24 protein-coding genes are annotated in these 24529 nt (G+C 68.8%); 8 read left to right on the forward strand and 16 right to left on the reverse strand.

Annotated features, from left to right (window positions below; all coding sequences use genetic code 11):
* Window positions 1-409 precede the first annotated feature (409 nt).
* The 5 genes from PLE19_05125 (at window position 410) to PLE19_05145 (ending at window position 3474) form a co-directional block, all read left to right on the forward strand.
* Complete coding sequence (locus PLE19_05125) at window positions 410-1174, forward strand: creatininase family protein (GenBank protein HPD14307.1); 765 nt, start codon at window positions 410-412, stop codon at window positions 1172-1174.
* A gap of 16 nt (window positions 1175-1190) precedes the next feature.
* Window positions 1191-1745 carry an orotate phosphoribosyltransferase gene (gene pyrE, locus PLE19_05130; protein ID HPD14308.1) on the forward strand — a complete coding sequence of 185 codons (555 nt, stop codon included), beginning with the start codon at window positions 1191-1193 and terminating at the stop codon, window positions 1743-1745.
* A gap of 18 nt (window positions 1746-1763) precedes the next feature.
* Window positions 1764-2441 carry an NAD(P)H-hydrate epimerase gene (locus PLE19_05135; protein HPD14309.1) on the forward strand — a complete coding sequence of 226 codons (678 nt, stop codon included), beginning with the start codon at window positions 1764-1766 and terminating at the stop codon, window positions 2439-2441.
* Window positions 2442-2604: 163 nt separating this feature from the next.
* The gene (locus PLE19_05140; GenBank protein ID HPD14310.1) at window positions 2605-3042 is read left to right on the forward strand and encodes a hypothetical protein; all 438 of its coding nucleotides are present in this window, start codon (window positions 2605-2607) and stop codon (window positions 3040-3042) included.
* 90 nt (window positions 3043-3132) lie between these two features.
* On the forward strand, window positions 3133-3474 hold the full coding sequence (locus PLE19_05145; GenBank protein ID HPD14311.1) for a 4Fe-4S binding protein: 342 nt from the start codon (window positions 3133-3135) through the stop codon (window positions 3472-3474).
* A 90-nt stretch (window positions 3475-3564) separates the two neighbouring features.
* On the opposite strand, the gene PLE19_05150 is transcribed toward PLE19_05145, so the two are convergent.
* From PLE19_05150 to rpmE, 10 genes are all read right to left on the reverse strand, one after another.
* Window positions 3565-4278, reverse strand: coding sequence for a hypothetical protein (locus tag PLE19_05150; protein HPD14312.1), 714 nt, complete (start codon window positions 4276-4278; stop codon window positions 3565-3567).
* 137 nt (window positions 4279-4415) lie between these two features.
* Window positions 4416-4772 carry a YraN family protein gene (locus tag PLE19_05155; GenBank protein HPD14313.1) on the reverse strand — a complete coding sequence of 119 codons (357 nt, stop codon included), beginning with the start codon at window positions 4770-4772 and terminating at the stop codon, window positions 4416-4418.
* A complete protein-coding gene (gene rplS, locus PLE19_05160) occupies window positions 4769-5131 on the reverse strand; it encodes a 50S ribosomal protein L19 (protein ID HPD14314.1) in 363 nt (120 codons plus the stop codon). The genes PLE19_05155 and rplS overlap by 4 nt, the downstream gene beginning before the upstream one ends.
* Window positions 5128-5847, reverse strand: coding sequence for a tRNA (guanosine(37)-N1)-methyltransferase TrmD (gene trmD, locus PLE19_05165; protein ID HPD14315.1), 720 nt, complete (start codon window positions 5845-5847; stop codon window positions 5128-5130). The genes rplS and trmD overlap by 4 nt, the downstream gene beginning before the upstream one ends.
* Window positions 5848-5944: 97 nt before the next feature.
* Window positions 5945-6193 (reverse strand): 30S ribosomal protein S16, encoded by a 249-nt coding sequence (rpsP, locus tag PLE19_05170; GenBank protein ID HPD14316.1) that lies wholly within the window; start codon window positions 6191-6193, stop codon window positions 5945-5947.
* Between the two features lie 33 nt (window positions 6194-6226).
* Window positions 6227-7540, reverse strand: coding sequence for a signal recognition particle protein (gene ffh, locus PLE19_05175; protein HPD14317.1), 1314 nt, complete (start codon window positions 7538-7540; stop codon window positions 6227-6229).
* The gene (gene murA / locus PLE19_05180; GenBank protein ID HPD14318.1) at window positions 7533-8849 is read right to left on the reverse strand and encodes a UDP-N-acetylglucosamine 1-carboxyvinyltransferase; all 1317 of its coding nucleotides are present in this window, start codon (window positions 8847-8849) and stop codon (window positions 7533-7535) included. Before murA ends, ffh begins: the two co-directional genes overlap by 8 nt.
* Before the next feature lie 118 nt (window positions 8850-8967).
* Window positions 8968-9855 carry a peptide chain release factor N(5)-glutamine methyltransferase gene (prmC, locus tag PLE19_05185; GenBank protein ID HPD14319.1) on the reverse strand — a complete coding sequence of 296 codons (888 nt, stop codon included), beginning with the start codon at window positions 9853-9855 and terminating at the stop codon, window positions 8968-8970.
* Window positions 9856-10938: a peptide chain release factor 1 gene (gene prfA / locus PLE19_05190; GenBank protein HPD14320.1), complete on the reverse strand. Its 1083-nt coding sequence runs from the start codon at window positions 10936-10938 to the stop codon at window positions 9856-9858. It abuts the gene before it with no gap.
* 91 nt (window positions 10939-11029) lie between these two features.
* Window positions 11030-11284, reverse strand: a complete 255-nt coding sequence (rpmE, locus tag PLE19_05195; GenBank protein HPD14321.1) for a 50S ribosomal protein L31 — start codon at window positions 11282-11284, stop codon at window positions 11030-11032.
* A gap of 215 nt (window positions 11285-11499) precedes the next feature.
* Here rpmE and PLE19_05200 point away from each other — a divergent pair, with 215 nt between their 5' ends.
* A complete protein-coding gene (locus PLE19_05200; protein HPD14322.1) occupies window positions 11500-12000 on the forward strand; it encodes a rubrerythrin family protein in 501 nt (166 codons plus the stop codon).
* A 686-nt stretch (window positions 12001-12686) separates the two neighbouring features.
* Here the strand turns inward: PLE19_05200 and smc are convergent.
* The 6 genes from smc to nrdR all read right to left on the reverse strand — a co-directional run bounded on the left by smc (window position 12687) and on the right by nrdR (window position 21352).
* A complete protein-coding gene (gene smc / locus PLE19_05205; GenBank protein ID HPD14323.1) occupies window positions 12687-16256 on the reverse strand; it encodes a chromosome segregation protein SMC in 3570 nt (1189 codons plus the stop codon).
* A 149-nt stretch (window positions 16257-16405) separates the two neighbouring features.
* Window positions 16406-17392 carry an AmmeMemoRadiSam system radical SAM enzyme gene (gene amrS / locus PLE19_05210; GenBank protein ID HPD14324.1) on the reverse strand — a complete coding sequence of 329 codons (987 nt, stop codon included), beginning with the start codon at window positions 17390-17392 and terminating at the stop codon, window positions 16406-16408.
* Window positions 17389-18126, reverse strand: a complete 738-nt coding sequence (locus PLE19_05215; protein HPD14325.1) for an anaerobic ribonucleoside-triphosphate reductase activating protein — start codon at window positions 18124-18126, stop codon at window positions 17389-17391. Before PLE19_05215 ends, amrS begins: the two co-directional genes overlap by 4 nt.
* A 49-nt stretch (window positions 18127-18175) precedes the next feature.
* A complete protein-coding gene (locus tag PLE19_05220) occupies window positions 18176-18466 on the reverse strand; it encodes a thioredoxin family protein (GenBank protein ID HPD14326.1) in 291 nt (96 codons plus the stop codon).
* On the reverse strand, window positions 18463-20889 hold the full coding sequence (nrdD, locus tag PLE19_05225; protein ID HPD14327.1) for an anaerobic ribonucleoside-triphosphate reductase: 2427 nt from the start codon (window positions 20887-20889) through the stop codon (window positions 18463-18465). The genes PLE19_05220 and nrdD overlap by 4 nt, the downstream gene beginning before the upstream one ends.
* Window positions 20864-21352, reverse strand: coding sequence for a transcriptional regulator NrdR (gene nrdR / locus PLE19_05230; protein HPD14328.1), 489 nt, complete (start codon window positions 21350-21352; stop codon window positions 20864-20866). The genes nrdD and nrdR overlap by 26 nt, the downstream gene beginning before the upstream one ends.
* 692 nt (window positions 21353-22044) lie before the next feature.
* Here nrdR and PLE19_05235 point away from each other — a divergent pair.
* Both PLE19_05235 and PLE19_05240 read left to right on the forward strand, forming a co-directional pair.
* Complete coding sequence (locus PLE19_05235; GenBank protein HPD14329.1) at window positions 22045-22980, forward strand: ABC transporter ATP-binding protein; 936 nt, start codon at window positions 22045-22047, stop codon at window positions 22978-22980.
* On the forward strand, window positions 22977-24521 hold the full coding sequence (locus tag PLE19_05240) for a hypothetical protein (GenBank protein HPD14330.1): 1545 nt from the start codon (window positions 22977-22979) through the stop codon (window positions 24519-24521). Before PLE19_05235 ends, PLE19_05240 begins: the two co-directional genes overlap by 4 nt.
* The last annotated feature ends 8 nt before the right edge of the window (window positions 24522-24529 follow it).

Genomic DNA, 24529 nt, shown 5'->3' on the forward strand with positions numbered 1-24529 from the left:
GCGCAGATGCCAGGAAGGGCCACGGAAGGCCCGGATCGCCTACGCGCCATACTTGCCCAACCGAGAGGGGGAGAGAATTGAGCAAGTATGGGTGGAAAGGCCATAAAGCCGCCCGGATCGCCAAAGCGCCATACTTGCTCAACTGAGGGAGAGAGGAAATTGAGCAAGTATGGGCGGGAAGGCCGTAGAGGCGTCCGGATCGCCAAAGCGCCATACTTGCTCATCGCTCGGCGGCGGGGGAGTTGAGCGGGTATGGCGGCGCCGTGTCTGGTTTCCAAGACTCTGGCGACGGGTGGGGGCGGAGGCGCCAGGCCTGGCGGTGTTGCTCGGGGGCGTTCGTTCTTGACAGGCTGTACTTTGCAGGCTATAGTGCGGGAGTCGGGAGGCGGCCGGATGCAGGGGGCGCACCGTGAGAGAATGGCGACTGGATGAACTCACCTACAAGCAGGTGAAGGGGCGGCGGTTCGAGGTGGCGGTGCTGCCCATCGGGGCGACCGAGCCGCATAACCTGCACATCCCCTACGGCTCCGACGCCTTCCACGGCGAGAGGATCGCCGACCTGTGCTGCGAGGCGGCGCTCCGACTCGGCGCCAAGGTGGTGCTCCTGCCCACCATCCCCTACGGGGTGGATTCCAACCAGATGGGCTTTCCGATGGCGATCCATGTGGGGCAGCCCGCGCTCGACGCGGTGGTCGCGGAGATCGTCCGCTCGGTCGAGCACCACGGCGTCCGCAAGTTCGTGATCTTCAACAGCCACGGGGGCAATGACTTCAAGCCGCTGCTGCGCGAGTTGCACGGGAAGACCGAGGTCTTCCTCGCGCTCATAGACTGGTGGAAGGTGGGCGCCGACCAGGTGAGGGCGATCTTCGAGAAGCCGGGCGACCACGCCGACGAGATGGAGACGAGCGTGGGGCTGGCCCTCTTCGGCGAGCTCGTCCACCTGGCCGATGCCGACGAGGGCGCTGTGCGCGAGACGCGCTTCGAGGCGATCAACAAGGGCTGGGTGCAGATCACCCGCCCCTGGCACCTGCTGACGACGAACAGCGGCGTGGGCGACCCCCGGGCGGCCACGGCCGACAAGGGGCGGCGTTATGTCGCGCTCGTGGTCGAACGCGTCGCCCGATTCCTCAAAGAGCTGTCCGACGCCAAGATGGATGCCCAGTTCCCCTACTGACAAGGAGCCCCTGCCGATGCCCGTGAACCCCGAGTATCGCAAGCGCCTGATGGAGCTGATCCAGCGGGTGGGCGTGCGCCACGGCGAGGTGAAGCTGTCGAAGGGCGGCACCAGCAGTTACTACATAGATTGCCGCATGGTCACCACGCACCCCGAAGGGGCGTTCCTGATCGGCGAGATCATCCTGGCCATGCTCGAGGGCGAGGCGGTGGACGCCGTGGGCGGCCCCACGCTGGGCGCCGACCCGATCGTGGGGGCCGTGTGCTACGCGAGCTACTGCCACAACCGGCCGCTGCCGGGCTTCCTCGTGCGCAAGGCGACGAAGGAACACGGGCTCCAGAAAATGATCGAGGGGCATCTGAACCCTGGGGCGAAGGTGGCGGTGGTGGAGGATGTGTTCACCACCGGCGGCTCGGTGCTCGAGGCGATCCGGGAAGTGGAGCGGGCGGGCGGCGCCGTGGTGCGCGTGCTCGGCATTGTGGACCGCCTTCAGGGCGCGCGCGAGCGGTTCGAGGCCGCCGGCTACCGCTTCACGCCCATCTTCACTAAGGCCGACCTGGGCCTCGAGTAGACGCCAGGAGCCGCGTGGATGAGGTGGGTGACGCGCGAGGAAATGCGCGAGCTGGACCGGCGGGCCATCGAGGAGTACGGCATCCCGGCCCTCGTGCTCATGGAGAACGCCGGGCGCGGCGCCGCCGTCGAGGCGGCCCGGCTCTACCGCGAGCGCGGCCTGAGAGGCCCCGTGCTCATCTTCTGCGGCGCGGGCAACAACGGCGGCGACGGCTTCGTGATCGCCCGCCACATGTCCAACGCGGGATTCGACATCCGGGTCTTCTGCTGCTTCGATCGCGCCAGGGCCGACCGCGCGCGCGAGGCAGGAATCAACCTGGCGATCTGCGAACGGATGGGCCTGCCCATCCGCGATGTGTTCACTCCGGAGGCCCTGGAGGGGCTGCGCGCCGAGCTGGCGGACGGCGCGCTGCTCGTGGACGCGGTGTTCGGCGTCGGCCTGTCGAAGCCGCCGCGGGAGCCTCAGTTCAGCCTGCTGCGCCTGCTGGGCCAGGCGCGCCTCGCGACTCTCGCGGTGGACGTGCCCTCGGGGCTCGACGCGAACACGGGGGAGCCATTGGGCATCGTGCTGCGAGCCGACGTGACGGCCACCATGGCCTGCCCCAAGGTGGGCATGCGAGGGCCGGGCGCTGCCTGGGTGGGGCGACTGGCCGTGGTGGATATCGGGATGCCTCTCGCCCGCATGGCCGCGCTCTGAGGCGTTTGACCGCGGCCGCACCGGACGCTATAATCAGGGTAGAGGGCGGCCCTGTGTCGGGATGCCCTCGCGTGGCGCCGTGAGGCGCAGGCTGCGGCCTGGAGCGCATAGCCGAAACGGTTCGCGTCCCTGCGGTAGGGCCGCCAGGCCAGAGGACGAGACCGTGAAGGACCTTGGGGCGAACATCCGTCCTGCCGGGCCGCCGCTGCGGACGCGGCTGCGGGAGGAGGTGTGCCGTGCGGAGCGGCACGCTTTGCCGCTTACCCTGGTGCTGTTCAGGGTGGCGCCACGCGGCAACTGCCCCGGCGCGCCCGACGATCTGATCCGCGCGGCCGTGGCGTTGACCCGGGCCGTGGTGCGGCGGAGCGATGTGGTCGGGCCCCTGGATGGCAGCCGATTTGGTGTTGTGGCGAATACGACGGCCGAGGGGGCAGGCTGCATGGCGGCGGCTCTGGCACGCCACCTGGAGGCCTTCGAGTTCGGGGGCCCGGGCGGCCCGGTGACGCTCGAGGTGAGCTACTCCTTGTGCAGCCTCGACGGGGCGAAGACGGCCGATGGGCTGTTCGACGAGGCCCACGCGGGCCTGCCAGAGCCGCGCTAGACTACACCACGGCTTGCCCTCGAGCGCAGTGTGCCCTACAATCGGGGGGAGACGGGCAGCCGGAATCCGCGAGATTGGAGACCTGACCGCATGGCGAACCGCTGGCGCTGTGGGAATTGCGGCTATCGTGTGGAGGCCCAGGCACCGCCCGAGCGATGCCCCGGGTGCCGGGAGGCGTGCGACTTCATTGACGATAATCGCTACGTGCCGGTCGAGGAAGGCGGGCCTGAGGGGGCCGAGCGTGCCGTCAGGCCGCCGCTGGTGGCCGTGGTGCCCGAGGCCTGCACGGGATGCCGCAAGTGCCTCGAGGTGTGCCCCGTCGAGGCCATCGAGATGAGAGGCGAAGTCGCCTGGATTGATCCCACGCGCTGCGACGGCGACGCGATCTGCATCGCGGCCTGCCCCGAGGGGGCCATCGTGGTCCCCAAGTGAGGGCGGATTGGCGATACACATGACAGCGGGCGAGCACCTCGGTGCTCGCCCGCTCTGCTGTACCCGCTTGGCCCGAAGCCCAGGCCGCGTCTACTCGTACTGCTCGAACTCCTCCTGGCCGTGCCACCGGATGCTGCCGGGAGCAGGAACCCTCTCGCCCTTCACATCCACCTTGTGGAACGGCGGCGGCACGCGCACCCCGCTCGCGCCGAACAGGCTCAGGAAGAAGTCCACGGCCTCGGCCGGGTTGATCTCCGCCTCGATGCCTGGCAGGAACGGCAGGGCGAAGCTGGCGCCGATGGTGTGCCACGGGCGATTGGCGTCATAGAACTCGCGGTAGGTGGCGGTGGCCTTCAGGTCGTCTACGCGGCCGAAGAAGCGGTTGGTCTTCTGCGCGTCTTCGGTGATGCCGGCGGGCGAGGTCTTGCGGCCGATCCAGGCCCAGTAGAAGACCGAGATGCCGACCTCGGTGCGCCCTTCGCCGTAGATGCCGGCGCTGGGGCCTTCGAAGCCGACCTTGGTGCCCGAGAAGCGCCCGAAGCCGATCTGCGCCAGCCGCGTGGCGCGCACGTTCACCAGCACCGACAGGTCGTCGCTGAGGGACAGCTTGAGGTTGAAGATGTCGAGGAAGTCCTTGCCACGGTTGACGAGATACCGCGTGACGGGACAGGTGCGGGGCGCCGGCGCGACGACCCCCGGGGCGGGCTGCGCAGGAGTCGCCGCCGCGGCCTCTGCCGCAACCACGGCCGTTCCCGAGACCAACAGACACCCGACGAGCGTCACCGCAAGGACCTGCCTGCGCATCGCATTCCCCTTTGCCAGGTTGCAACAGGTGACCCGACACATTCCGCCCGATGGCGGTCATTATACGCGCGCCGCGGCGCCTGTCAAGCGAAAACAGAGCGCAAACCCGCCAGGGGCGTGAAGATAGGCACAAGCCCTCAGAAGGCGTCCCGGAAGAGCTCGATGCTCCAGCCTGCGCCTTCCGGCCTGCGGGTGAGGGCGACGACGTCGAAGCGGCAGGGCATCTCGGTGAGGGCCTGCCGATCGAGGAAGTACTGTGCGATGCGGCGGAGCCTGGCCTGCTTGCGACGGTCCACGGCGGCCTCGGGCGGGCCGAACTCGTCGGACACGCGGCTCTTGACCTCGACGAAGACGACCATCGCCTCGTCGAGCGCGATGAGGTCAATCTCGCCGAAGGGCGTGGCGAAGTTGCGGCGGAGGATCCGATAGCCCTGGCGCCGCAGGAAGTCGGCGGCGGCATCCTCCGCGGCGCGCGGGTCGGCTCGCGGCGTCATTCGGCCTTCGCCGCCTGCCGGTCGCGCAGGCGCGTTTGCTTGCCCACGCGCTGGCGCAGGTAGTAGAGCTTGGCCCGCCGCACCCGCTCCGGCTGCTTGACGACTTCCACGCGCTGGAGCTTGGGCGAGTGCAGGGGGAAGGTGCGCTCGACCCCCTCGCCCTGGACGATGCGGCGCACGGTGAACATCTCGCGCAGCCCGGAGCCCTTGCGCGCGATGACGATGCCGTTGAAGACCTGCACCCGCTCCTTTTCGCCCTCGACGACTCGGACGTGGACGTTGACGGTGTCGCCCACGGCGAAGGCGGGGATCTCCTCGCGAAGCTGCCTGCGCTCGGTTTCGACGATGGCTTTGCTCATGGACGGCGTCCTTTCTGCTCGGTGGCTGGTGACGCGCCGGCCCCGGCCAGATCGGGGCGGCGGCGGAGAGTCCGCTCGCGCGCGCGCTCGGCGCGCCACTGGCGGACGCGTTCGTGGTGGCCCGACAGGAGCACGTCGGGCACGGCCATCCCGCGGAAGACGGGCGGCCGGGTGTATTGCGGGTAATCGAGCGAGCCGCCCTCGAAGGATTCGAGGAGGGCCGACTCGGGGTCGCCCAGAGCGCCGGGGAGGAGGCGGACGACGGCCTCGAGGATCACCATGGCCGCGGCCTCGCCGCCGGCGAGCACGTAGTCGCCGATGGAGATTTCCTCGGCGCCGAGGCCCTGGTGGATGCGCTCGTCGAAGCCCTCGTAGCGGCCGCACACGAGCATCAGGCGCGGCTCGGCCGCGAGCTCGCGCGCCACGGCCTGGGTGAAGGTGCGGCCCTGGGGGCTGAGGAGGAGCTTGCGGGCCGGCGGCTGCGCGGCGGCGTCGGCAGCCTCCGCCGCGGCGAAGACCGGGCCCGGCATCATCACCATGCCCGGGCCGCCGCCGTACGGGCGATCGTCCACCTTGCGGTGCTTGTCCTCGGCGAAGTCCCGAATGTCCCACAGGCGCACCTCGACCAGGCCGTTCTCGCGCGCGAGGCGCAGGATGCTCTCGTCGAGGAAGCCCCGGAACATGCCCGGGAAGAGGGTGAGCACGTCAATCCGCATGGCTCCACCTGTCGTCGCGGCCTGCCGGCGTCCCGCGTCGGCCCGGCGGGCGCGAGGGCCTCGCCGAGGCGCACGGGCCGTGGCCGGCGGGGCCGGGCTAGGCGTAGATGCCGTTCTTCTTCAGAATGGCGGCCACGGCGGCCGTGGGCTGCGCGCCCTTGTCCAGCCAGGCGACGATGCGCTCGCGGTTGAGCGTCACCTTCTTGCTGTTGTCGGGCTCGAGCGGGTCGTAGCGGCCCAGGTCCTCGTCGAGCGCGCGGCCGTCGCGCGGCGAGCGCGCGTCAAAGGCGGCGATGCGGTAGTAGGGCCGGTTCTTGCGCCCGAGTCGCTTCAGTCTGAGTCTCACCACAGTTGGCTGGCCTCCTAGTGGGTGCCGGGGTTAGCCGCCGAAGCCGAGCATGCCACGGCCGCGGCGGCGCATCTGCTTCATCATCTTCTGCATCTGGCGGAACTGCTTGAGCAGCCCGTTCACGTCGTGCGGCTGGGTGCCGGAGCCGGCCGCGATGCGGCGGCGCCGGCTGTGGTCAATCACGTCGGGGTGCGCGCGCTCCTGCGGCGTCATCGAGTAGATGATCGCCTGGATCTGGTCGAAGTCCTTCTCGTCCACCTCCTCCATGCCGCCCAGCTTGTCGCCGAAGGGCAGCATCTTGAGCAGGCTCTTGATGGGGCCCATCTTGCGCACCTGCTCGAGCTGGCGCACGAAGTCCTCGAGGGTGAAGCTGGCGTCGCGCAGCTTCTTCTGGAAGTCGATCGCCTGGTCACGGTCAATGGTCTCCTGGGCCTTCTCGACCAGGGTGCGCACGTCGCCCATGCCCAGGATGCGGTCGGCCATGCGCTCGGGGCGGAATTCCTCGAGGGCGTCGAGCTTCTCGCCGAGGCCGACGAACTTGATCGGCTTGCCGGTGATGGCCTTGACGCTCAGGGCCGCGCCGCCCCGCGCGTCGCCGTCCAGCATGGTGAGGATGATGCCGTCCAGCTCGAGCTGGCGGTTGAACTCGGCGGCGCTGGTCACGGCGTCCTGGCCCGTCTGCGCGTTGCACACGAGCAGGATCTGGTCGGGCTCGACCCGCTCGGCGATCTCGCGCACCTCGGCCATCATGGCGTGGTCCACGTGCAGGCGGCCGGCGGTGTCGAGGATGACGGTGTTGAGGTTGTTCTCTTCGGCGTAGCGGAGGCTCTTCTTGCACACGCGCGGCGGCGAGGCGGTGCGGTCGGTGAACACGGGGATGCCGGCCTGGGCGCCCACCTGTTCGAGCTGGTCCACGGCGGCGGGGCGCTGGAGGTCGGCCGCCACGAGCAGCGGTTTGCGCCCCTTCTTGCGCAGGTAGAGGGCCAGCTTGCCGGCCGTGGTGGTCTTGCCGTGGCCCTGGAGGCCGCAGAGCATGATCACGGTCGGCCGGTTGTCGTTCGTGGGGATCGTGGGGTCCACCGGGCCCATGAGCTGCGTGAGCTCGTCGTAGACGATCTTGACGATCTGCTGGCCGGGCGTGACCGAGCGGATGACCTCCTGGCCCACGGCCCGCTGCTGCACGCGCTCGATGAAGTCGCGCGCAACCTTGTAGTTGACGTCGGCCTCGAGGAGCGCGGCGCGCACCTCGCGCAGGCCCTCGGCGATGTTCTTCTCGTTGAGCTGGCCGCGCGAGGTGAAGGCGCGCAGGGCCGTCTTCAGGCGCTCGGTGAGGGATTCAAACATCGCCGCCCCCCGCCGCGCCCTTGGGCTTGTTGGGAGCCTCCTCGCCGTCGTCGTCGCGGTAGATCTCGGCGCCAAGGGCCTGGAGGCGCTCCTCGATCCGCTCGTAGCCGCGGTCGAGGTGGTAGATGCGCCGCACCTTGGTCTCGCCCTTGGCCACCAGGCCGGCCAGCACCAGGCAGGCGCCCGCCCGCAGGTCCGAGGCCATCACCTCGGCGCCCGACAGCCGGCGGCCGCCGTTGACGATCACCGCCGGGCCCTCCTTGCGCAGGTCGGCGCCCATGCGTTGCAGCTCGGCCACGTGCATGAAGCGGTCGGGGTAGATTTTCTCGGTCACCACGCTGATGCCGTTGGCCAGGCACAGCAGGGCCATGAGCTGGGCCTGCACGTCGGTCGGCACGCCGGGATAGGGCAGCGTCGTCACATCCACCGGCTTGAGCACCTTCGGGCCCACCACACGGCAGGCGCTGTCGTAGGCCGTGACCTTGACGCCCGCCTTGCGCAGGATGTCAATGACGGCGCCGAGGTGTTCGGTGCGGACGTTCTCGACGGTGACATCGCCGCGCGTCATGGCGGCGGCGATCATGAAGGTGGCGGCCTCGATGCGGTCGGGGATCACCTTGTGGCGGGCGCCGTGGAGGCGGCGCACGCCGCGGATGCGGATGACGGGCGAGCCGGCGCCCTCGATGGCCGCGCCCATCTTGTTGAGGAACTCGGCCAGGTCCACCACCTCGGGCTCGCACGCGGCGCCCTCGATGGTGGTGAGCCCGCGGGCCAGCGTGGCGGTCATCATCGTGTTGTCGGTGCCTAGCACGGTGGAGCCGAACGGCCCGCCGAGGAACACGCTGGCGCCGTGCAGCCTGGCGCCCTCGGCGACCACGTAGCCGCGCTGGATGCGGGTGCGGGCGCCCAGGGCCTCGATGCCCTTGCGGTGCAGGTCAATGGGCCGCACGCCGATCACACAGCCGCCCGGCAGCGACACGCGCACCTTGTGCCGCCGGGCCAGCAGCGGCCCGAGCACGCAGATCGAGGCGCGCATCTGGCACACGAGCCGGTAGGGGGCCAGCACCGGGGTCTCGTCCACCACCTCGAGGCGCAGCGTGCCGTTCTTCGCCCGCTCGCCCTTCACGCCCAGCACCTGGAGCACCTGGAGCAGGGTGCGCACGTCGCGCACGTCGGGCGCGCCCTCGATCACCGACGGCCCCTCGGCCAGCAGCGTGGCCGCCATGATGGGCAGAACGGAGTTCTTCGCCCCGTTCACCCGCACGGTGCCCTTCAGCCTCGCACCACCTTGCACGACCAGCCTGTCCACAGCCGCCTGTCCTCTCTCGCGGAGCCACGAGGCCCTGCGCGGCGCCGCCAGCCCCGGGGCGCTGGCCGGCCGCGGCGAACACGGGGCACGGGGAATCGGCCCACCCTCGCTCCGCAGCTCAACCCGGTTTCCTCATCGAGGCGATGCGGGGGATGCCCGCATAGTCGGGCGCCACCTGCACGGCCTCGTACAGTCCCGCATCCGCCGCCAGCCGCGCCACGCTCTGCGCCTGGCCGGCGCCGATCTCCACGACGAGCCACCCGCCCGGCCGCAGCCACGCCGCCGCCCCGGCCACGATCGCCCGCAAGGCGTCCAGGCCGTCGGCGCCGCCGTCGAGCGCCAGGCGCGGCTCGTGGTCGCGCACCTCGGGCATCGCCGCCGCGAGGTCGCCGGCCGCCACATAGGGCGGGTTGCTCAGCACGGCATCGAAGAGCGTGCCCGGCGCGAGCGCGGCGAACCACTCGCCCAGGCGGAACTCGATGGCGCCGGCCAGCCCGTGCCGCTCGGCGTTGGCCCGGGCGACGGCGAGGGCCTCGGCCGAGGCGTCGGTGGCCACCACGCGGGCGAGCGGCCTGTGGGCCGCCACCGCGATGGCGATGGCCCCGCTGCCCGTGCCCAGGTCGGCCACCGTCGCGGCGGCGTCCTTCGCCAACACCGCGAGCGCCCGCTCCACGAGCAGCTCGGTCTCGGGGCGCGGGATCAGCACCGCGGGCGTCACGGCGAGCGGGATCGAGTAGAACTCGCACGTGCCCGTGAGGTACCGCGTCGGCACGCGGCGGCCCCGCTCCTTCACCATCGCGCGGAAGCGGGCCAGCCCCTCGCCGCTCGGCACGTGGTCGTAGTGGGCGTAGAGGTCAATCCGCTTCCAGCCCAGGGCGTGGGCCAGCAGCAGCTCGCTGTCGAGCCGCGCGCTCTCGATGCCCTTGGTTTCAAAGAACCGCGTCGTCCACTGGAGCAGCGCCTGAACCGTCCAGGCCTGGCCTCGTTGCGCCGCGTGGCCGTCCATTCACAGTTCGCCCAGGCGCTGCTGTTTCGCATGCTCCACGAGCGCGTTAACCACGTCGTCGAGATCGCCCAGCATGATGGCATCGAGCTTGTAGAGCGTGAGGCCGATGCGATGATCGCTGAGGCGATTCTCGGGGAAGTTGTAGGTGCGGATGCGCTCGCTGCGGTCGCCCGTGCCCACCTGCGAGCGGCGCAGGTCGCCGCGGGCCTTGGCCTCCTCGTCGCGCTTGCGCTCGTACAGGATCGAGCGGAGCACGCGGAGGGCCTTCGAGCGGTTCTTGTGCTGCGACCGGTCGTCCTGCATCGAGACCACGGTGCCCGTGGGCACGTGGGTCAGGCGCACGGCCGAGCTCACCTTGTTGACGTTCTGGCCGCCGGGGCCGGAGGAGCGGAAGGTGTCCCACTCCAGGTCCTCGGGCCGGATCTCGAGCTCCTCTTCCTCGGCCGCGGGCAGCACGGCGACGGTGACGGTGGACGTGTGGCGGCGGCCGCTGGCCTCGGTGGCCGGCACGCGCTGCACGCGATGCACGCCGCTCTCGTGGCGAAGGTGCTTGTAGACGTCCTGGCCTTCCACCGAGAAGAAGACCTCCTTGAGGCCGCCGAGGTCGGTGGCGTGGCTGTGCAGGAGTTCCGTCTTCCAGCCCTTCCGCTCCGCATACTTCTGGTACATGCGGAAGAGGTCGGCGACGAACAGGGCCGCCTCCTCCCCGCCCGTGCCCGCCCGGATCTCCACGATCACATCGCGGGCCGTGTCGCTGTCGTCGGTCGCGAACAGCTCCTTGAGCTGTTCCTCGGCCCGGGCGATCTCGCGCTCCAGCCCCTGGATCTCGTCCTGGGCCATCTGGCGGAACTCGGGGTCGTTGCCATCGCCGTCCAGCAGCGCCCTGGTGTCCGCATTCCGGGCCTCGAGCTCGCGCAGCACGCGGTACTGGCGCACGAACTTGGTCAGCGAGCCCAACTCCTTGCTCAGCGCGCGCGCCCGGCCTGGGCTGGAGGCCACGTCGGCCGAGGCCAGCAGGCCCTCCAGCTCGGCGTAGCGAGTGCTCATGTGGTCGAGCTTCTTCAGGAGCGCATCTGTAAGCATAGAGAGCTTCTGCTATTACGCCACGGACGAGCCGGCGCCGCTGGCCCCCTGGCCGGCCCGCGGCCCGTGATCGGGTCGGCGGCGCGCCGAATCATTGCGGCTGGGCGGCGCCAGTGCCCGAAGCGGCGGCCTCACCTGACGCCTGCTTGCCCCAGCCATACCGGCGCTGGAACCGTTCGACACGGCCCGCCGTGTCCACGAACTTCTGCTTCCCCGTGTAGAACGGGTGGCAGTTCGAACAGACCTCGACGTTGATGGCCGGGCGGGTCGAGCGGGTCTTGAACGTGTTTCCGCAGCCGCAGGTGACGGTGCATTCGACGTAGTTGGGATGGATGCCTTTCTTCATGGATCTTCCCTGCCTGTTGCGACGGCCTTGTGACTCTGGATCGCCCAAGACCCACTATTATAGCGCCCAGAGCCCGGAAAGCAAGGAAAAACGGCGGCGACTCTGCATTCAGGCGCCTCTTGCGCCGCGCCCAGGATTCCCTACAATAGCAATTGATGAGGCTTCCACCCGGGGACGGGGCGGCTGGTTCCGCTCACATGCGAAAGGAGGCTGAGATGGCGACGTTGGACAACCTGAAGGCGGCCTTTGCGGGCGAGAGCCAGGCGAACCGGTCGTACCTGGCGTTTGCGAAGAAAGCGGAGGCCGACGGCTTCCCGCAGGTGGCGAAGCTCTTCCGCGCGGCCGCCGACGCCGAGACGGTGCACGCCCACGCCCACCTGCGCGTGATGGGCGGCGTCAAGACCACCGTCGAGAACCTCGAGGCGGCCATCGCGGGCGAAGGCCACGAGTTCCGCGAGATGTACCCCCAGTTTGTCGCCGAGGCCCAGAGCGAGGGGAACAACCCGGCGCTCGTGTCGTTCCGCAACGCCATGATGGTCGAAGAGATCCACCACGGGCTCTACGCGAAGGCCCTCGCGGCCGTCAAGGCCGGCAAGGACCTGCCGGCCGCCGCGGTCTTCGTCTGCGGCGTGTGCGGCAACACCGTGAGCGGCCAGGCGCCCGACACCTGCCCCGTCTGTGGCGCCCCCAAGGCGCGCTTCACCGAGACCAAGTGACGCCCCCCAGTGCCGGCGGGACGAGCGGCGTCCCGCCGGCACCCCGCTCGCCAAGAAACTGTCGGCCAGGTGCCGAAGGAGGCCGGATACCCAGGGGCGGTGCGCGCGGGGCGGATGCAAGGCGCGGCGAGGGCCATCCCATAACCCTCTGTGGCCCAATGCCTTACGCTCTCCGGCTATGCTCCCTCTATACTGGCTCATCCCGCAGATGAGCGAGTATGGCCGGAGCCGCGAGAATCGCCAATCTTCGCCCATCTACCCATGCTGTATCACTTCCCCCCCTCACAGGGTTGATACAGCATGAGCAGGCTGCGCCCGCCAGGGGCTCGGCAGAGCCCTCCCCAGGGACCCCCAGGTCCGCGGGGAGAGGGCATGCCCACGCCCCGCACCAGGCCAGTTGAACCAAGGCGGCCAAACCCTGACGAGCCTTAAAAAAGCAGGGCGAGGAATAGGGAAGGCCAAGGGGCGGCTCGTCCCCGTTCGAGCACGCAACGACCCGTGACCTTTCCCTATTCCTCGACCCCATATCTGCACGCGGCCCCAGAGGCCACACCATCGTTCGGCCAGACGTGTCAGGAGGCCCCGTCCCCGTTTCGGGCGCCTCGGCACATACAGCCATGCCTGGCCGCCGGTTCAGTGTGACCCCTTGGACGGGGCCCCGATGCATTCGTCTCCTGCTTCACGTGTCACGCCACGCGGCTCTCGGGCACGTTGTCGAGCCGCACAGCGACCTTGGTCGAAACACCCGGCTCCTGCATCGTGATGCCGTAGAGCACGTCGGCCACCGCCATGGTCTGCTTGGAGTGGGTGATGATGATGAACTGCGACTCCTTGAGGAACTCGCGCAAGAGGCCGACGAAGCGGCCGATGTTGTTGGCGTCGAGCGGCGCATCCACCTCGTCGAGGATGGCGAAGGGGCTGGGCCGCGACTTGAAGATGGCGAGCAGGATGGCGGCGGCCGTGAGGGCCTTCTCGCCGCCCGAGAGGAGGCTGAGGCGGCTCGTCTCCTTGCCGGGCGGCTTCGCGATGATGTCCACCCCCGCCTCCAGCACGTCCACATCGGGCTCGAGCACGATGTCGGCCTTGCCGCCATTGAAGAGCTTGCGGAAGAGAATCTGGAAGTTCTCGCGCACGGCGGCAAAGGTCTGCTCGAAGAGCTGGCGACTCTGGCGGTTGACCTTGCGGATGACCTCCTGGAGCTGGGCCTTGGCCTTCTGGAGGTCCTGCTCCTGGGTGGTGAGGAAGTCGAGGCGCTCCTCGAGCTGTGTCTGCTCCTCGATGGCCAGGAGGTTCACCGTGCCCATGCTGTCGAGCTTGCGGCGCAACTCGTCCATCTCGCCCTGGAGCACGGCCCAATCCACCTCGGGTTCCTGGTAGCCCGCATAGAGGTCGGTGAGCTCCTGGTGGTGCTCGTCGCGGACCTTCTGCGCCAGGTCGGCGGAGCGCAGGTCGCACTCGCTGAGTCGCAGGTGCAGGGTCTGGCACTCCTGCTCGGCAGCGCGAAGCTGCGCGGCGGTGGCCTGAATCTGATCGCGCAGGGCGGCGAGGCGCTCGAGGAGTTCGGCGCGGCGGTTTTCGGCCTCCACGCGGCCCTTCTCGATTTCGTCCTTTCGCCCGGCCAGAGAGCGGATTTCCTCTTCCTTGCCGGCGATCTCGGCGGCCGCCCGCTGGCACCGCTCGGCGAGCACCTGAAGCTCGCCTTCGGCCTGCTGGCGCTTGCCGTCGCCGTCGGCCTGCTCGCGCCGCAGGCGGTCAATGCTGCTGCGCAGGTGCTCGCGTTCGGCGCTCTTCTCGGCGCGCGACACGGCGAGGTCGCCGGCGCGCCGTTCGAGCGCCGACCGCTGCTCGTCGAGCGAGCGGCGCTGGGCCTCCACCTCGCCGAGGCGGGCCTTGTACTCCTCTTCCTCGCGGTCGGCGCCCTGGATGCGTTCGGCGGCTGCCGCCTGTCGGGCCTTGCGCTCGAGGAGCTCTTCGGCCAGGTCGGCCAGTTCGCTCTGGGCGGCCGCATCTTCCTGTTCGAGGGCGTGCACGCGGTCGCCCAGGCGCGAGAGCTGCTCGCGTGCGCCGGCGAGGTCGAGGTTGAGGTCCTTGAGGTTCTGCACGGCCTCCTCGAGCTCGGTGTCGAGGACGGCGGATTCGCTGATGAAGTGCTCGCGCTGCTGGCGGCACTGGGCGAGGCGCTCCTCGATGTCGGCCACCTCGGTGGCCAGCGCCCGCAGCTCGTTCTTGCGCGAGAGCAGGCCGGTGCGGTCGCGCAGGCTGCCGCCCGACACCGGGCCTTCGGGGTCAATCACATCGCCGCCCAGAGTGGCCAGGCGCACGTGATGGGTGCCGTTGTTCCGGGCGATGTCCACCGCCGCATCGAGGTCGCGCACGATGACCGTGTCGCCCAAGAGGTGCTTGACCACGGGGGCCACGCCCTCGTCGTAGCGCACGAGGTTCAGGGCGTGGTCCACCACGCCGGGATGCTCGAGGGTCCCAGACCCGTTCCGACCACTGCCGGACAGGCGGTCGAGAGGGAGGAGGGTGGTGCGACCGCCGTCCACCGCCTTGAGGTGCGCGACGGCTTCGGCAGCGGAGTCGAGCGTGTCAGCCACAAGGTGCTGCACGGCCCCACCTAGGGCAGCTTCGATGGCGAGGGCGTATTGTGGGTCTACCTGGAGGAGGTCGGCGACCATTCCATGGAGGGACTGCCCATCGGCTTGACGCTCGAGGAGCGTCTGGGTTCCGAGCTCGACTCCTTCGAAGCGGGCTTCGAGATCCTCGAGCAGATCCCGGCGGGTGTGTTTCACGCTGAGCGTGTTGGTGTGCTGGGCGATCTGTTCCCCGAGGACTTCGATCTGGGCACGCAGCTCGCCTCGCTCCTCGGCACGTGCGGCGAAGCGGGCCTCCGTCTGCCGAATGTTTTCGGTGAGGCCGGCAATGGCCTGCTCGGCGGCCAGCCGCTCCTGGGCCAGCTCGGCCAGGAGGCGCGCGATCTCGGCCCGGCGGCGCTCGAGGCGCTGCCGCTGGGCGTCGAAGGACCGGGCCTCGGTCTCGATGGCCGCGAGCTCGTTCTGGTGGGCCGCGCGGCGGCGCAGGGTGTCGAGCAGGCCGGTGCGCAGCCCCTCGCTGCGGCGGGCGAGGTCGGCGCACTGCGCGGTGATCGCGTGCAGGTCCTGGCGGGCGGCGGCGATCTGGGTTTCAATCTGCTGGAGGTCCCCCTGGAGCTCGCCCGAGCGTCGCTGGGCGCTGTCGAGCTGGGCCCGCCCCGCCTCCAGGCGGCTGGCCAGGTGGCGCAGGTCGTCGCGGATGCGGCGGTCGGCGGCCTCGCCGTCGCGGATGCGCTCGCGGTTGAGGCGGATGCTCTCTTCGGCGGCCTCGATCTGGGCGTTCAGTTCGGCGCACTGGCCGGCCACGCGGGCGAGCCGCTGGTCGTTCTCCACGCTGTCGGCCTCGAGGGCCGTGCGCTCGGCGCCCAGCCGCTCGGCGGCGGCGGCCAGGGTCTGCTGCTGCTGCTCGGAGCGGGCGATGGCCGCCTCGGCCTCGGCCCGCTGCTGCACGAGGCCGTGATAGCGGTGCAGCGCCTCGGCGAGGCGCAGGCGCCCGAGCGATTCGGCGTACTCCTTGTAGCGCCGCGCGGCCGCCGCCTGACGGCGGATCGAGCGGAGTTGCTTCTGGACCTCCTGGATGGTGTCGCCGAGGCGGAGGAGGTTCTGGTCCACGCGCTCAAGCTTGCTCATGGCCGCACGTCGCTTGGCGTTGTACTTCGAGATGCCCGCCGCCTCCTCGAAGATGGCCCGCCGGTCCCTGGGGTTCGACTGGAGGACCAGCTCGATCTTCCCCTGTTCCACGATCGAGTAGGCATCCATCCCGATGCCGGTATCCATCAGCAGCTCGCGGATGTCGCGCAGGCGGCAGGGCTGGCCGTTGAGCAGGTACTCGCTCTCGCCCGAGCGGTAGAGGCGCCGGGTGATGGCCACCTGCTCGTACTCGATGGGCAGCGCGTGGTCCTCGTTTGAGAGGGTGAGGGTGACCTCGGCATAGCCCATGGAGCGGCGGCCCTCGGAGTTGCCCTTGAAGATCACGTCGCCCATCTCGGAGCCGCGCAGGGCCTTGGGCCGCTGCTCGCCGAGCACCCAGCGCACGGCGTCCACCACGTTGCTCTTGCCGCAGCCGTTGGGGCCCACGAACGCCGTGAGGCCGGGTTCGAAGAGGAACTCGGTCTTGTCGGCGAAGGACTTGAAGCCGTAAACGCAGAGCTTTTCGAGCCGCATCGAGCCTGTTCCGTCCCACGAAGAGAGGGTGAAAGCACCGAAAGGCGCACGTTGTACCCAGAGAGTACACCCTCTGGCTAGTTAGTCGGGGGAAGCCCCGGAAACTTTAGCGAAAAAACGCCGGCGCCGCGGGTTTCTTTTGGGCTGGGTCACGCCACGATGTAGTTCTCCTCGCCGCAGGTGGCGCAGGCGCTCCCCCGCAGGCCCACGGCCTGCACGCTGTAGCCGCTGCGCGCGATCAGCAGGGCGCCGCAGCCGTGGCAGCGCGTCGCTGCTCCCCGCTCGCTGAGGCAGTTGCCCAGGTAGACGTAGCGCAGATGCTTCGAGAGGATCTCATATGCCCGTTCCAGCGTCTCGACCGGGGTGGGGGGCGCCTTGAGCTTGTAGCGCGGGAAGTAGGTGGAAAGGTGCGTGGGGATGTGGGGTCCCAATTCGCCGGCCACCCAGCGGCCCAGCTCCTCGAACTCCTCGTCGGTGTCGTTGTGGCCGGGGATGACGAGGTTGGTGATCTCGAGGTGGGTGCGTCGGGCGGCGGCCCGGGCGCTGGCGAGCACGGGCTCGAGGGTTCCGCGGCACAGGCGCTTGTAGAATTCGGGGCGGATCGCCTTGATGTCGAGGTTCATGGCGTCCACATAGGGCAGCAGTTCCTCGAACGGCTCGGGGCTCACATAGCCGTTGCTCACGAGGACGTTGACGAGGCCCGCCTCGCGGATGAGCTTAGCGGTCTCGAGGACGTATTCGAACCAGATGAGCGGCTCGTTGTAAGTGTAGGCTATTCCGATAGATCCTTCGCGCCGGGCCGCCTCAACGGCCGCCTTGCTGGGCAGCGGCGAGGTGCCTGCGTCGGCCTGCGAGATGCTCCAGTTCTGGCAGAACTCGCAGGCGAAGTTGCAGCCGCGGGTGCCCAGCGACAGGATGCTGCTGCCGGGGTGGAAGTGGTAGAGGGGTTTCTTCTCGATCGGGTCCATCGCGACGGACGTGACGAGCCCGTAGATGTCGCTGTAGAGGGTGCCGCCGCGGTTGGTGCGCACGCGGCAGCGGCCGTGGCGGCCGTCGGCGATGACGCACTGGTGGGGGCAGAGGTGGCACTGGACGGTGCCGTCGGCTCGCTTCTCGTAGAAGGCGGCTTCCTTCATCGGCTGGCCCCCCGCGGGGCGAGTTCGCCCCGGAGCCCGCACTCGGCCACGAATTCGGCGGCGGCGGCCGCCATCTGGCGAAGCTCGTCGCGGGTGTGCGGCGTGCGCTCAGCATAGGCGGGGTCGAGGCAGTTCAGCGGTGCAAACTGCTGAAGCACAAGGCGTTCCGTCGGCCCGAGCAGCCGCGCGATCTCCACGATGTCGCGGGCGGTGTGAAGGCCCGGGACCACGGTGGTGCGGAACTCGCGCTCGACGTCGCGCGCGCGCAGCAGTTCGATGGTCGCCAGGATGGCCGTGCAATCCACGGGCACGCCGGCGGCCGCCGAGTAGCGGTCGTCGAGGGGAGCCTTGACGTCGAGGGCCACCGCGTCTACGAGGCCGTCGCGCAGTAGCTCCTCGATGACCTCGGGGTGCGATCCATTGGTGTCGAGCTTGACGCCCCCCACGTGCTCGCGCACGACGGCGATGAGCGAGGACAGGCCCTCGTGGAGGGTGGCCTCGCCGCCCGAGAGCACGAGGCCGTCCACCCAGCCGCGGTTGGCCCGGAGGTGGCGGACGACGGCCTCGATGGGAATGTCCACAATCTGCTCGGGGCGCACGACGAGGTCGCTGGCGTGGCAGAACGGGCAGCGGAAGTTGCAGCCCGGCAGGAAGAGAGCGCACGTCAGGTGGCCTTCCCACTCGATCAGGCTCGTGGGAAGGAAGCCCTTGATAGGCGGGAGCGTGTCAGCCATGCCATGCCTTCCGGGCGGCCCAGGGGCCGGCCCCAGGAGCCGCCCCCTCTCAGGCGGCGCCCACGAAGTGCTGCTTGAGCTCCAGGCTGTCGGGCACCACGCCATCCCATCGCACGATGTCGCGGCCCTGGTCCTGGATGATGGTCGTCGGAATCTCGAAGACGTCGCAGAAGGCGCCCTCGGCCATGCCTTCCACGGTGTCCATATCAATGAATTTCATGGAGACCGTGGCATCGAGGCCGAGCTTCTCGATGAAGTGCTGGACCTTGTGCTTGGTGCTGAGGCACTTGCCGCAGTTCTGCTTGCCGAACACGTGGATTTCCATGGCGCGTTCCTTCACACACCGACCTTCTGAGGCACCGTGGGCTGGAGGACGGGGAGCGCGTAGCGGCCGGCATGCCGGTCGCGCAGCTCGCCGATCTTGCTCTTGTTCCAGTTGGTGATACGGCTGAAGTAGCCGACGATGCGGGTGAGGCCGTAGACATCGGACGACGCGCACGCGGTGCAGGCGTCGTGGAGGCCCACCTCGCTGCGGTGGCAGGCGTTGCAGATGGTGAACTCGGGCGAAATGGTGAGCTGGGCGCAGCGGGTCTGCTCGAAGGTCTTGCGCACCAGGTTCAGGATGCTCGCGGCGGGCGGCAGTTCCTCGCCGACGAAGGCGTGGATGATGGCGCCCGACTCGATCATGGAGTGGAACTTGCTCTGGGTGCGGATGCGGGTGACGATGTCTACGGGCGCGTCGGCGCGCAGATGGATGGAGTTGGTGTAGTAGAACTCGTCGCGCTCGATATTGCCCTTGATCACCTCGCGGGCGCCGGGGAAGTTGCGGAGGTCCACCTTGGCGAGGCGCCGCGCGGCGCTCTCGGCGGGGCTCTCCTCGAGCGAAAGCTTGAGGCCCAGGCGCTTGCCGTCCTCCTTCGCCTTGAAGTACATGTGCGAGACGACTTTGAGGCCGAGCTTGAGCGCGGCCTCGGTCTCGTGCAGTTCCTCGCCGGTGAGGTACTGGACCGCCTCGTTGAGGCCCACGAGGCCGATGATGTAGGTGCACTTATCGAGGTCCACGTAGGGCTTTCCGTCGGCCGCCTTCTTGCCGATCTGCCACAGGGGCATGGTGGGCGCGCTCATGAGTTTGGCGATGAAGGAGCGCTTCTGGAGGTGCGCCTTCACGGCGAGGTCCATCATGGCGGAAACTTCGGCCAGGAAGCCGTCCACGTTTCCGCGCCCTACGCGGTAGGCGGCCTGGGGCAGGTTGACGGTGACGTTCTGGAAGCCGCAGAACCGCATGGTTTCGAGGTGCTTGATCATCTCGGTGTCGTCAATCGTCGTGCGGAGCCGGCAGCAGGCGCTGAGGGTCACCTCGTCGCGGTCGAAGACGAAGTAGGGCACGCCGTTTTCGCTGGCGATCTGGCAGGCGTACTCCAGGATCTCGAGCTGCTTGGGGTCCTTGAAGGTGTCGGCGTTGACGTGGAGGTCGCACTTGGGGAAGGCGAAGATGTGGCCGTACTGGTCGCCGGCGCGCCAGGTGTCGAGCATGGCGCGGGTGAAGAGCCGCGCCGTTTCGGCGTATTCGCCATAGGTCTTGCCGGTGTACTTGCCGCCGGGGCCGATCGCCGGGATGTCCCACAGGTAGCGGGGCACGCCGGTGTGGATGTTGAAGTCCAGGAAGAGCGTCTGGCCGCCGCGCGAGAAGGCGCTCTGCGAGCCCGAGAAGATCAGGTGCTGCGCCTCCTGGCACATCTCCTTGTAGCTCATGCCCTCGAGATAGGGGGCATAGAGGATGTTGATGTAGCCGACCCCGAGCGCGCCGGCATAGTAGGCCTGCATCGAGGCCAGGAAGGTGTTGAGGTGCCCGGTGAGCGTGCGCGCGTGCTTGGCGGGGGCCGACGACGTGTCGAGGTTGCACAGCGAGAGGCCGTACTTCTTGATGTACTCGAGCGAATGGGACGAGCAGTAGACGCGGGTCGGGTAGCCGAGGTCGTGCAGGTGGATCTTGGCCGAGAGGTGCGCGTCGGCCACGTCGCGCGAGAAGACCTCCTGGAGGGCGTATTGCTTGAGGGTCGTCTCGGCGATGGAGAGGTTGATGGCCTCGGGGTTGTTGGCCCCGATGTTGGAGTTTTCCTTGGACTTCGAGAAGATGAGCTCCTCGAGGTCGTACTTGGGGATGCCGATGGTCTTCTGGCGTTCGAGCTTGGCGCTCAGGCCGCGCTCGAAGAGCTCATTGTCCACCAGTTCGCGCACGAGCGAGGTCGAGATGCGGTCAATGCCGGAATCGAAGATCTTGCGTTCGACCGCCCGGGCGATCTCGTGCGCCACGGCGTCGTCGAGCTGCGCCTCGTCCACCAGCGCCCGCGCGATGCGCGCGCGGTCCCAAGACAGCAGTTCGTCGCGCGTGCCGGGGTCCACGAGCAGCGTGATGTCGGTCGAGCCGCCGCTGCCGGCCTCACGCACGGGCTTGCGCACGCGCAGCGATTCGCGCCGCCGCGCCCGGCGCTCGCGGTACAGGATGTACGCTTTCGCCGTACGGGCGTGGCCCGTCTCGATCAGCACCCGCTCCACCACGTCCTGGATGTCCTCGATGCCGGGCACTTCGCCCTCGAACTCGCGTTCGAGGAACATCGTGGTCACGCCCGCCAGCTCGTCGGCCATCTGGCGGTCGGTGCCGCCCACGGCCTGGGCCGCCTTGAAGATCGCGTCGGCGATCTTCGACTCGTCGAACGGAACCAGGCGCCCATCGCGCTTACGGACCTTTTGAATCTTTGCCATTGGTTCGCACTCTCCTCTCCAGCATCGGCCGCAGTTCCTCGAGGAATTGGTTGATGTCCTTGAAGGCCCGATACACGGAGGCGAAGCGGACATAGGCGACCTGGTCGAGCTCGCGCAAGTGCTGCATGACCATCTCGCCGATCTCGCGCGACGACACCTCGCGGTCGGCCATGTCGGCCAGCCGCCGCTCGATGTCGCCCACGATCTGGTCCAGGGCCTCCGTAGCCACGGGCCGCTTCTCGCAGGCCTTCATCAGGCCCGCCAGCACCTTCGTGCGATCGAAGGGCTGCCGCGTGCCGTCCTTCTTCACGACGCGCAGCGGGATCTCTTCCACCCGCTCATACGTCGTGTAGCGCCGGTTGCACTCCAGACACTCCCGCCGCCGCCGGATGACTGCGCCGCCCTCCGACGCGCGGGAGTCCACAACCTTGTCGTTCTCGCTCTTGCAGAAGGGGCATCGCATGGCCTTGGCTCCCGTCTTCCACCTGCCAGCTCGACGTGCGTTGCAGCGCCGCCAAACGCCCGGCTTCGGGCCGCTGGCAACTCGACACGGCTCCAGCAAACGGCCCTGCTCACACGTCAAGCGTTACGGGGACTAAGCTCCCGGGCACACCGCCCTCGGGCGAGGGGCACGCCGGGCCACGACGGGGAACTGACTCTTCACTGGCCCAGCATCTTGGCTATCGTCTCTCGCCACACCCAACATCTAGTGGGCACAGGCGAATATCTTGCGGTCCGGCGCGCTTGCGACGTTGCTGTGCTGTGACGTGAGTTCCCTGGCTTCTATGGGTAACGGCTACGAACGCCGGCGGGCAGGACTCGCCCGAAACTCGCCTCAACTTGTCACCACTTGATCTTGGGCGCTCAATGCTCCCGTGCACAGCAGATTGTAGCGCGAAACGCGCCGCTGTCAACTGGAAATTTCTCCCCTCGCTCACTTTTTTCGAACGCTTTTCTCACGCCTCTCGCATGATGCCGGCGGCTGATCCTGCCTGATCCATGTCGCCACGGGTTGATCCGGTGCATCCGATCTGGCGCGCCTCGGGTCAACCTGGCGCATCGCGCGCAGGCTCTTGACAGCGCAGGTACGCGCTTGTAGTATCCGCGTTGGACACCTTGCGCAAGACACCGGCCCGGCAAGAACGCTTGGGGACAATGCCCGTGATCTCTACCCGGTCGCTTCGGATAGACTACGACGACGTGATGGCGGTACGGGACCTTGACCTCGACATTGCTTCGGGCGAGATCTACGGGCTGATCGGGCCGAATGGCGCAGGGAAGACTTCCACCATCAGGGCGCTGGCCGGCGTGCTGGAGCCCACGTATGGCGAGATCCGCCTGGCAGGGGTGGACGCGCTCGAGCATCCCGAGGACGCCCACCGGCGCCTGGGCTACATGCCGGACTTCGCCCCCCTCTACGACGATCTCAAGGTGTGGGAGTACCTGAGCGTCTTCGCGACGGCCTACGCATTGCCCAGGCCGCTCCGCTCGGACCGCGTCGAGCATTGCCTGGGCATCACGGGGTTGCGGGAGAAGCGGGACGCGTTCGTCCGCGAACTCTCGCGCGGGATGCGCCAGCGTCTCGCCCTGGCCAAGACCCTCCTCCACGAGCCGAACATCCTGCTGCTGGACGAGCCGGCGAGCGGTCTCGACCCCATCGGTCGTGTGGAGTTGCGCAGGATTCTGAGCGATCTTGCGCGGGCGGGCGCGGCCGTGCTCATCTCCAGCCACATCCTCACCGAGATGAGCGGCTTCTGCACCTCGATAGGGATCATGGAAAAGGGGCGGCTCGTCGCCAGCGGACGTGTCGAGGACATTCTCAAGAAGCTCGGCAGCCGCGGCGTGCTGCACGTCCGCGCCGCGTCACCCCACGCGGCGCTGGCGGAGGTGCTCAAGGCATCAGAAATGCTCTCGCAGGTCGAGATGAAGGATGGACAGACTGCGACGGCACTGGTGCTGGGCGGCGAGGAGGATGCCGCCAGGCTGCTGGCGCAGCTTGTCGCGGCGGGCGTCGCCGTCAGTTCCTTCCACGTCGAGAGCGAGGACATCGAGAACATCTTCCTCAGGATAGGCGCGAGGGAAGTGTCGTGACCCTTCTGCCGCCGTGCGACAACGCGTTGTTCATGCGCTTCTGGCGGCCCGCCGTGCGCCCGGGGAGGCTCATCCCGTTCGCTGTGCTCCTCGTCCTAGCCCTGGCGGTCGTTTTGTTCGCCTGTTACATGAGCAGGCCCGTTCACCCAGGGCGGGGGCCGGCGTGGTTCGTCGTGGCCTTCGGGATCACGGTCGCCATTCAGGCCGTGGTTCTGCTCCTCCTCGGGTCGTTCTTCGTCGGGTCGGCGGCCTACCAGGAGGCGGCGACCGGGGCGATGGACTTCCATCGGGCCTCCGCCACTACCCCGCTGAACCAAGCGTTGGGCCTCGTGGCAGGGCCGGCGACCCTCGCTTGGTTGCTCTTCGCGGTCGGCATCCCGTTCACGCTCGGCCTGGCGATGCTCGGCGCGGTGACGGCGGGGGCCTATCTCGCCGTGCTGCTCTCGCTGGCCCTCACGGGGGTCTTCTTCCACACCGTCTCCGCGCTGATCGGGCTCACGGCTCGTAAGGGGCGACTCGGCTTGGGACAGCAGGCCGGCTCGCTCGGCGCCGCCTTCTTCCTGGTGTGCGTCTCCGTCCCGTTCGCGCATTCGGACTGGTCGCTGCCAGGCTACCTGACGGGCTATCCCGTGATCGGCCGGGCGTTGGGTGGCGCGGAGGAGATTCGGTCGGCGATTGGGGGCGTCGAACTCCCCCCCCTGGTGATTCAGGCCCTCGTGCAGTGTCCGCTCCTCGTGCTGCTCGGGGCGGCGCTGCGGCGGGCCGTGGCCTACCCGAACAGGCCGCCCGTCTCGAAGACGCTGGGGCTGCTGCTGTCGCTCGCCCTCTTCGCCCTCTTCGTCGCCAGCTACTGCACGGGGTCGGTCATCCCTCGTGATCTTCCGCCCGGGAAGGTGAGGACGTCAGTCGGCGACGTCGCCTCGTGGTCGCTCCTCTTCGCGTTCGTGCTGGGCGTGGCGATGGTGTACCTGGTGACGCCGCGCTACGTGCTCTACTGCAACGGCCTTCGACGGCGGCGAAAGTTGGGGCTTCGCTGGCCCGGGCCGTTCGACGACGCGCTCGGAAACACGGGCTGGGTCGTTACGTTCGGGGTGCTGAGCGCGGCGTTCTACTACAGCCTGTCCGACGGGAATGCCTGGCTGCCCGTCGAGGCGCTCCTGGCCATGCTGCTCTACCTCGGCTGGTTCGCCGGCGCGGTCGAGCACTTCCGCCTGACGCCGGAGCGGCGGCGCGGCGCCGTCTTCGTCGTCACCATCGCCACGCTCTGGGCGCTCATCCCCGCCTTCGGCTTCGTGGCGATGGCGTCGCAGCGAGGCTGGCCGCTCTACGGGATCGCGCTCGTGAGCCCGTGCCCGATCTTCGGCATCATCGCGCCCGACCTCGCCAGGACCAAAGGCCAGGTCGGCCTGCCGCAGCCCGCGACGACCTGCCTCATTCTCGGCGTGAACTTCGTCCTTCTGGCCATCTTCGCATGGCTGGCCCGCGCGGCTCGGCACAGGGCCGCCGCGAAGGCGCACGAGCCAGGCGCGGGTGCGGAGTGAAGGGGCCG

Source organism: Planctomycetota bacterium, from assembly GCA_035384565.1.
GTDB lineage: Bacteria > Planctomycetota > PUPC01 > DSUN01 > DSUN01 > DAOOIT01.

Bases quoted from the DNA above. Each gene is read 5' to 3' on its own strand.
- pyrE (HPD14308.1), top strand. From the start codon at position 1,191: ATGCCCGTGAACCCCGAGTATCGCAAGCGCCTGATGGAGCTGATCCAG.
- PLE19_05135 (HPD14309.1), top strand. From the start codon at position 1,764: ATGAGGTGGGTGACGCGCGAGGAAATGCGCGAGCTGGACCGGCGGGCC.
- PLE19_05145 (HPD14311.1), top strand. From the start codon at position 3,133: ATGGCGAACCGCTGGCGCTGTGGGAATTGCGGCTATCGTGTGGAGGCC.
- PLE19_05150 (HPD14312.1), bottom strand. From the start codon at position 4,278: ATGCGCAGGCAGGTCCTTGCGGTGACGCTCGTCGGGTGTCTGTTGGTC.
- PLE19_05155 (HPD14313.1), bottom strand. From the start codon at position 4,772: ATGACGCCGCGAGCCGACCCGCGCGCCGCGGAGGATGCCGCCGCCGAC.
- rplS (HPD14314.1), bottom strand. From the start codon at position 5,131: ATGAGCAAAGCCATCGTCGAAACCGAGCGCAGGCAGCTTCGCGAGGAG.
- trmD (HPD14315.1), bottom strand. From the start codon at position 5,847: ATGCGGATTGACGTGCTCACCCTCTTCCCGGGCATGTTCCGGGGCTTC.
- ffh (HPD14317.1), bottom strand. From the start codon at position 7,540: ATGTTTGAATCCCTCACCGAGCGCCTGAAGACGGCCCTGCGCGCCTTC.
- prmC (HPD14319.1), bottom strand. From the start codon at position 9,855: ATGGACGGCCACGCGGCGCAACGAGGCCAGGCCTGGACGGTTCAGGCG.
- prfA (HPD14320.1), bottom strand. From the start codon at position 10,938: ATGCTTACAGATGCGCTCCTGAAGAAGCTCGACCACATGAGCACTCGC.
- rpmE (HPD14321.1), bottom strand. From the start codon at position 11,284: ATGAAGAAAGGCATCCATCCCAACTACGTCGAATGCACCGTCACCTGC.
- PLE19_05200 (HPD14322.1), top strand. From the start codon at position 11,500: ATGGCGACGTTGGACAACCTGAAGGCGGCCTTTGCGGGCGAGAGCCAG.
- smc (HPD14323.1), bottom strand. From the start codon at position 16,256: ATGCGGCTCGAAAAGCTCTGCGTTTACGGCTTCAAGTCCTTCGCCGAC.
- amrS (HPD14324.1), bottom strand. From the start codon at position 17,392: ATGAAGGAAGCCGCCTTCTACGAGAAGCGAGCCGACGGCACCGTCCAG.
- PLE19_05215 (HPD14325.1), bottom strand. From the start codon at position 18,126: ATGGCTGACACGCTCCCGCCTATCAAGGGCTTCCTTCCCACGAGCCTG.
- nrdD (HPD14327.1), bottom strand. From the start codon at position 20,889: ATGGCAAAGATTCAAAAGGTCCGTAAGCGCGATGGGCGCCTGGTTCCG.
- nrdR (HPD14328.1), bottom strand. From the start codon at position 21,352: ATGCGATGCCCCTTCTGCAAGAGCGAGAACGACAAGGTTGTGGACTCC.
- PLE19_05235 (HPD14329.1), top strand. From the start codon at position 22,045: ATGCCCGTGATCTCTACCCGGTCGCTTCGGATAGACTACGACGACGTG.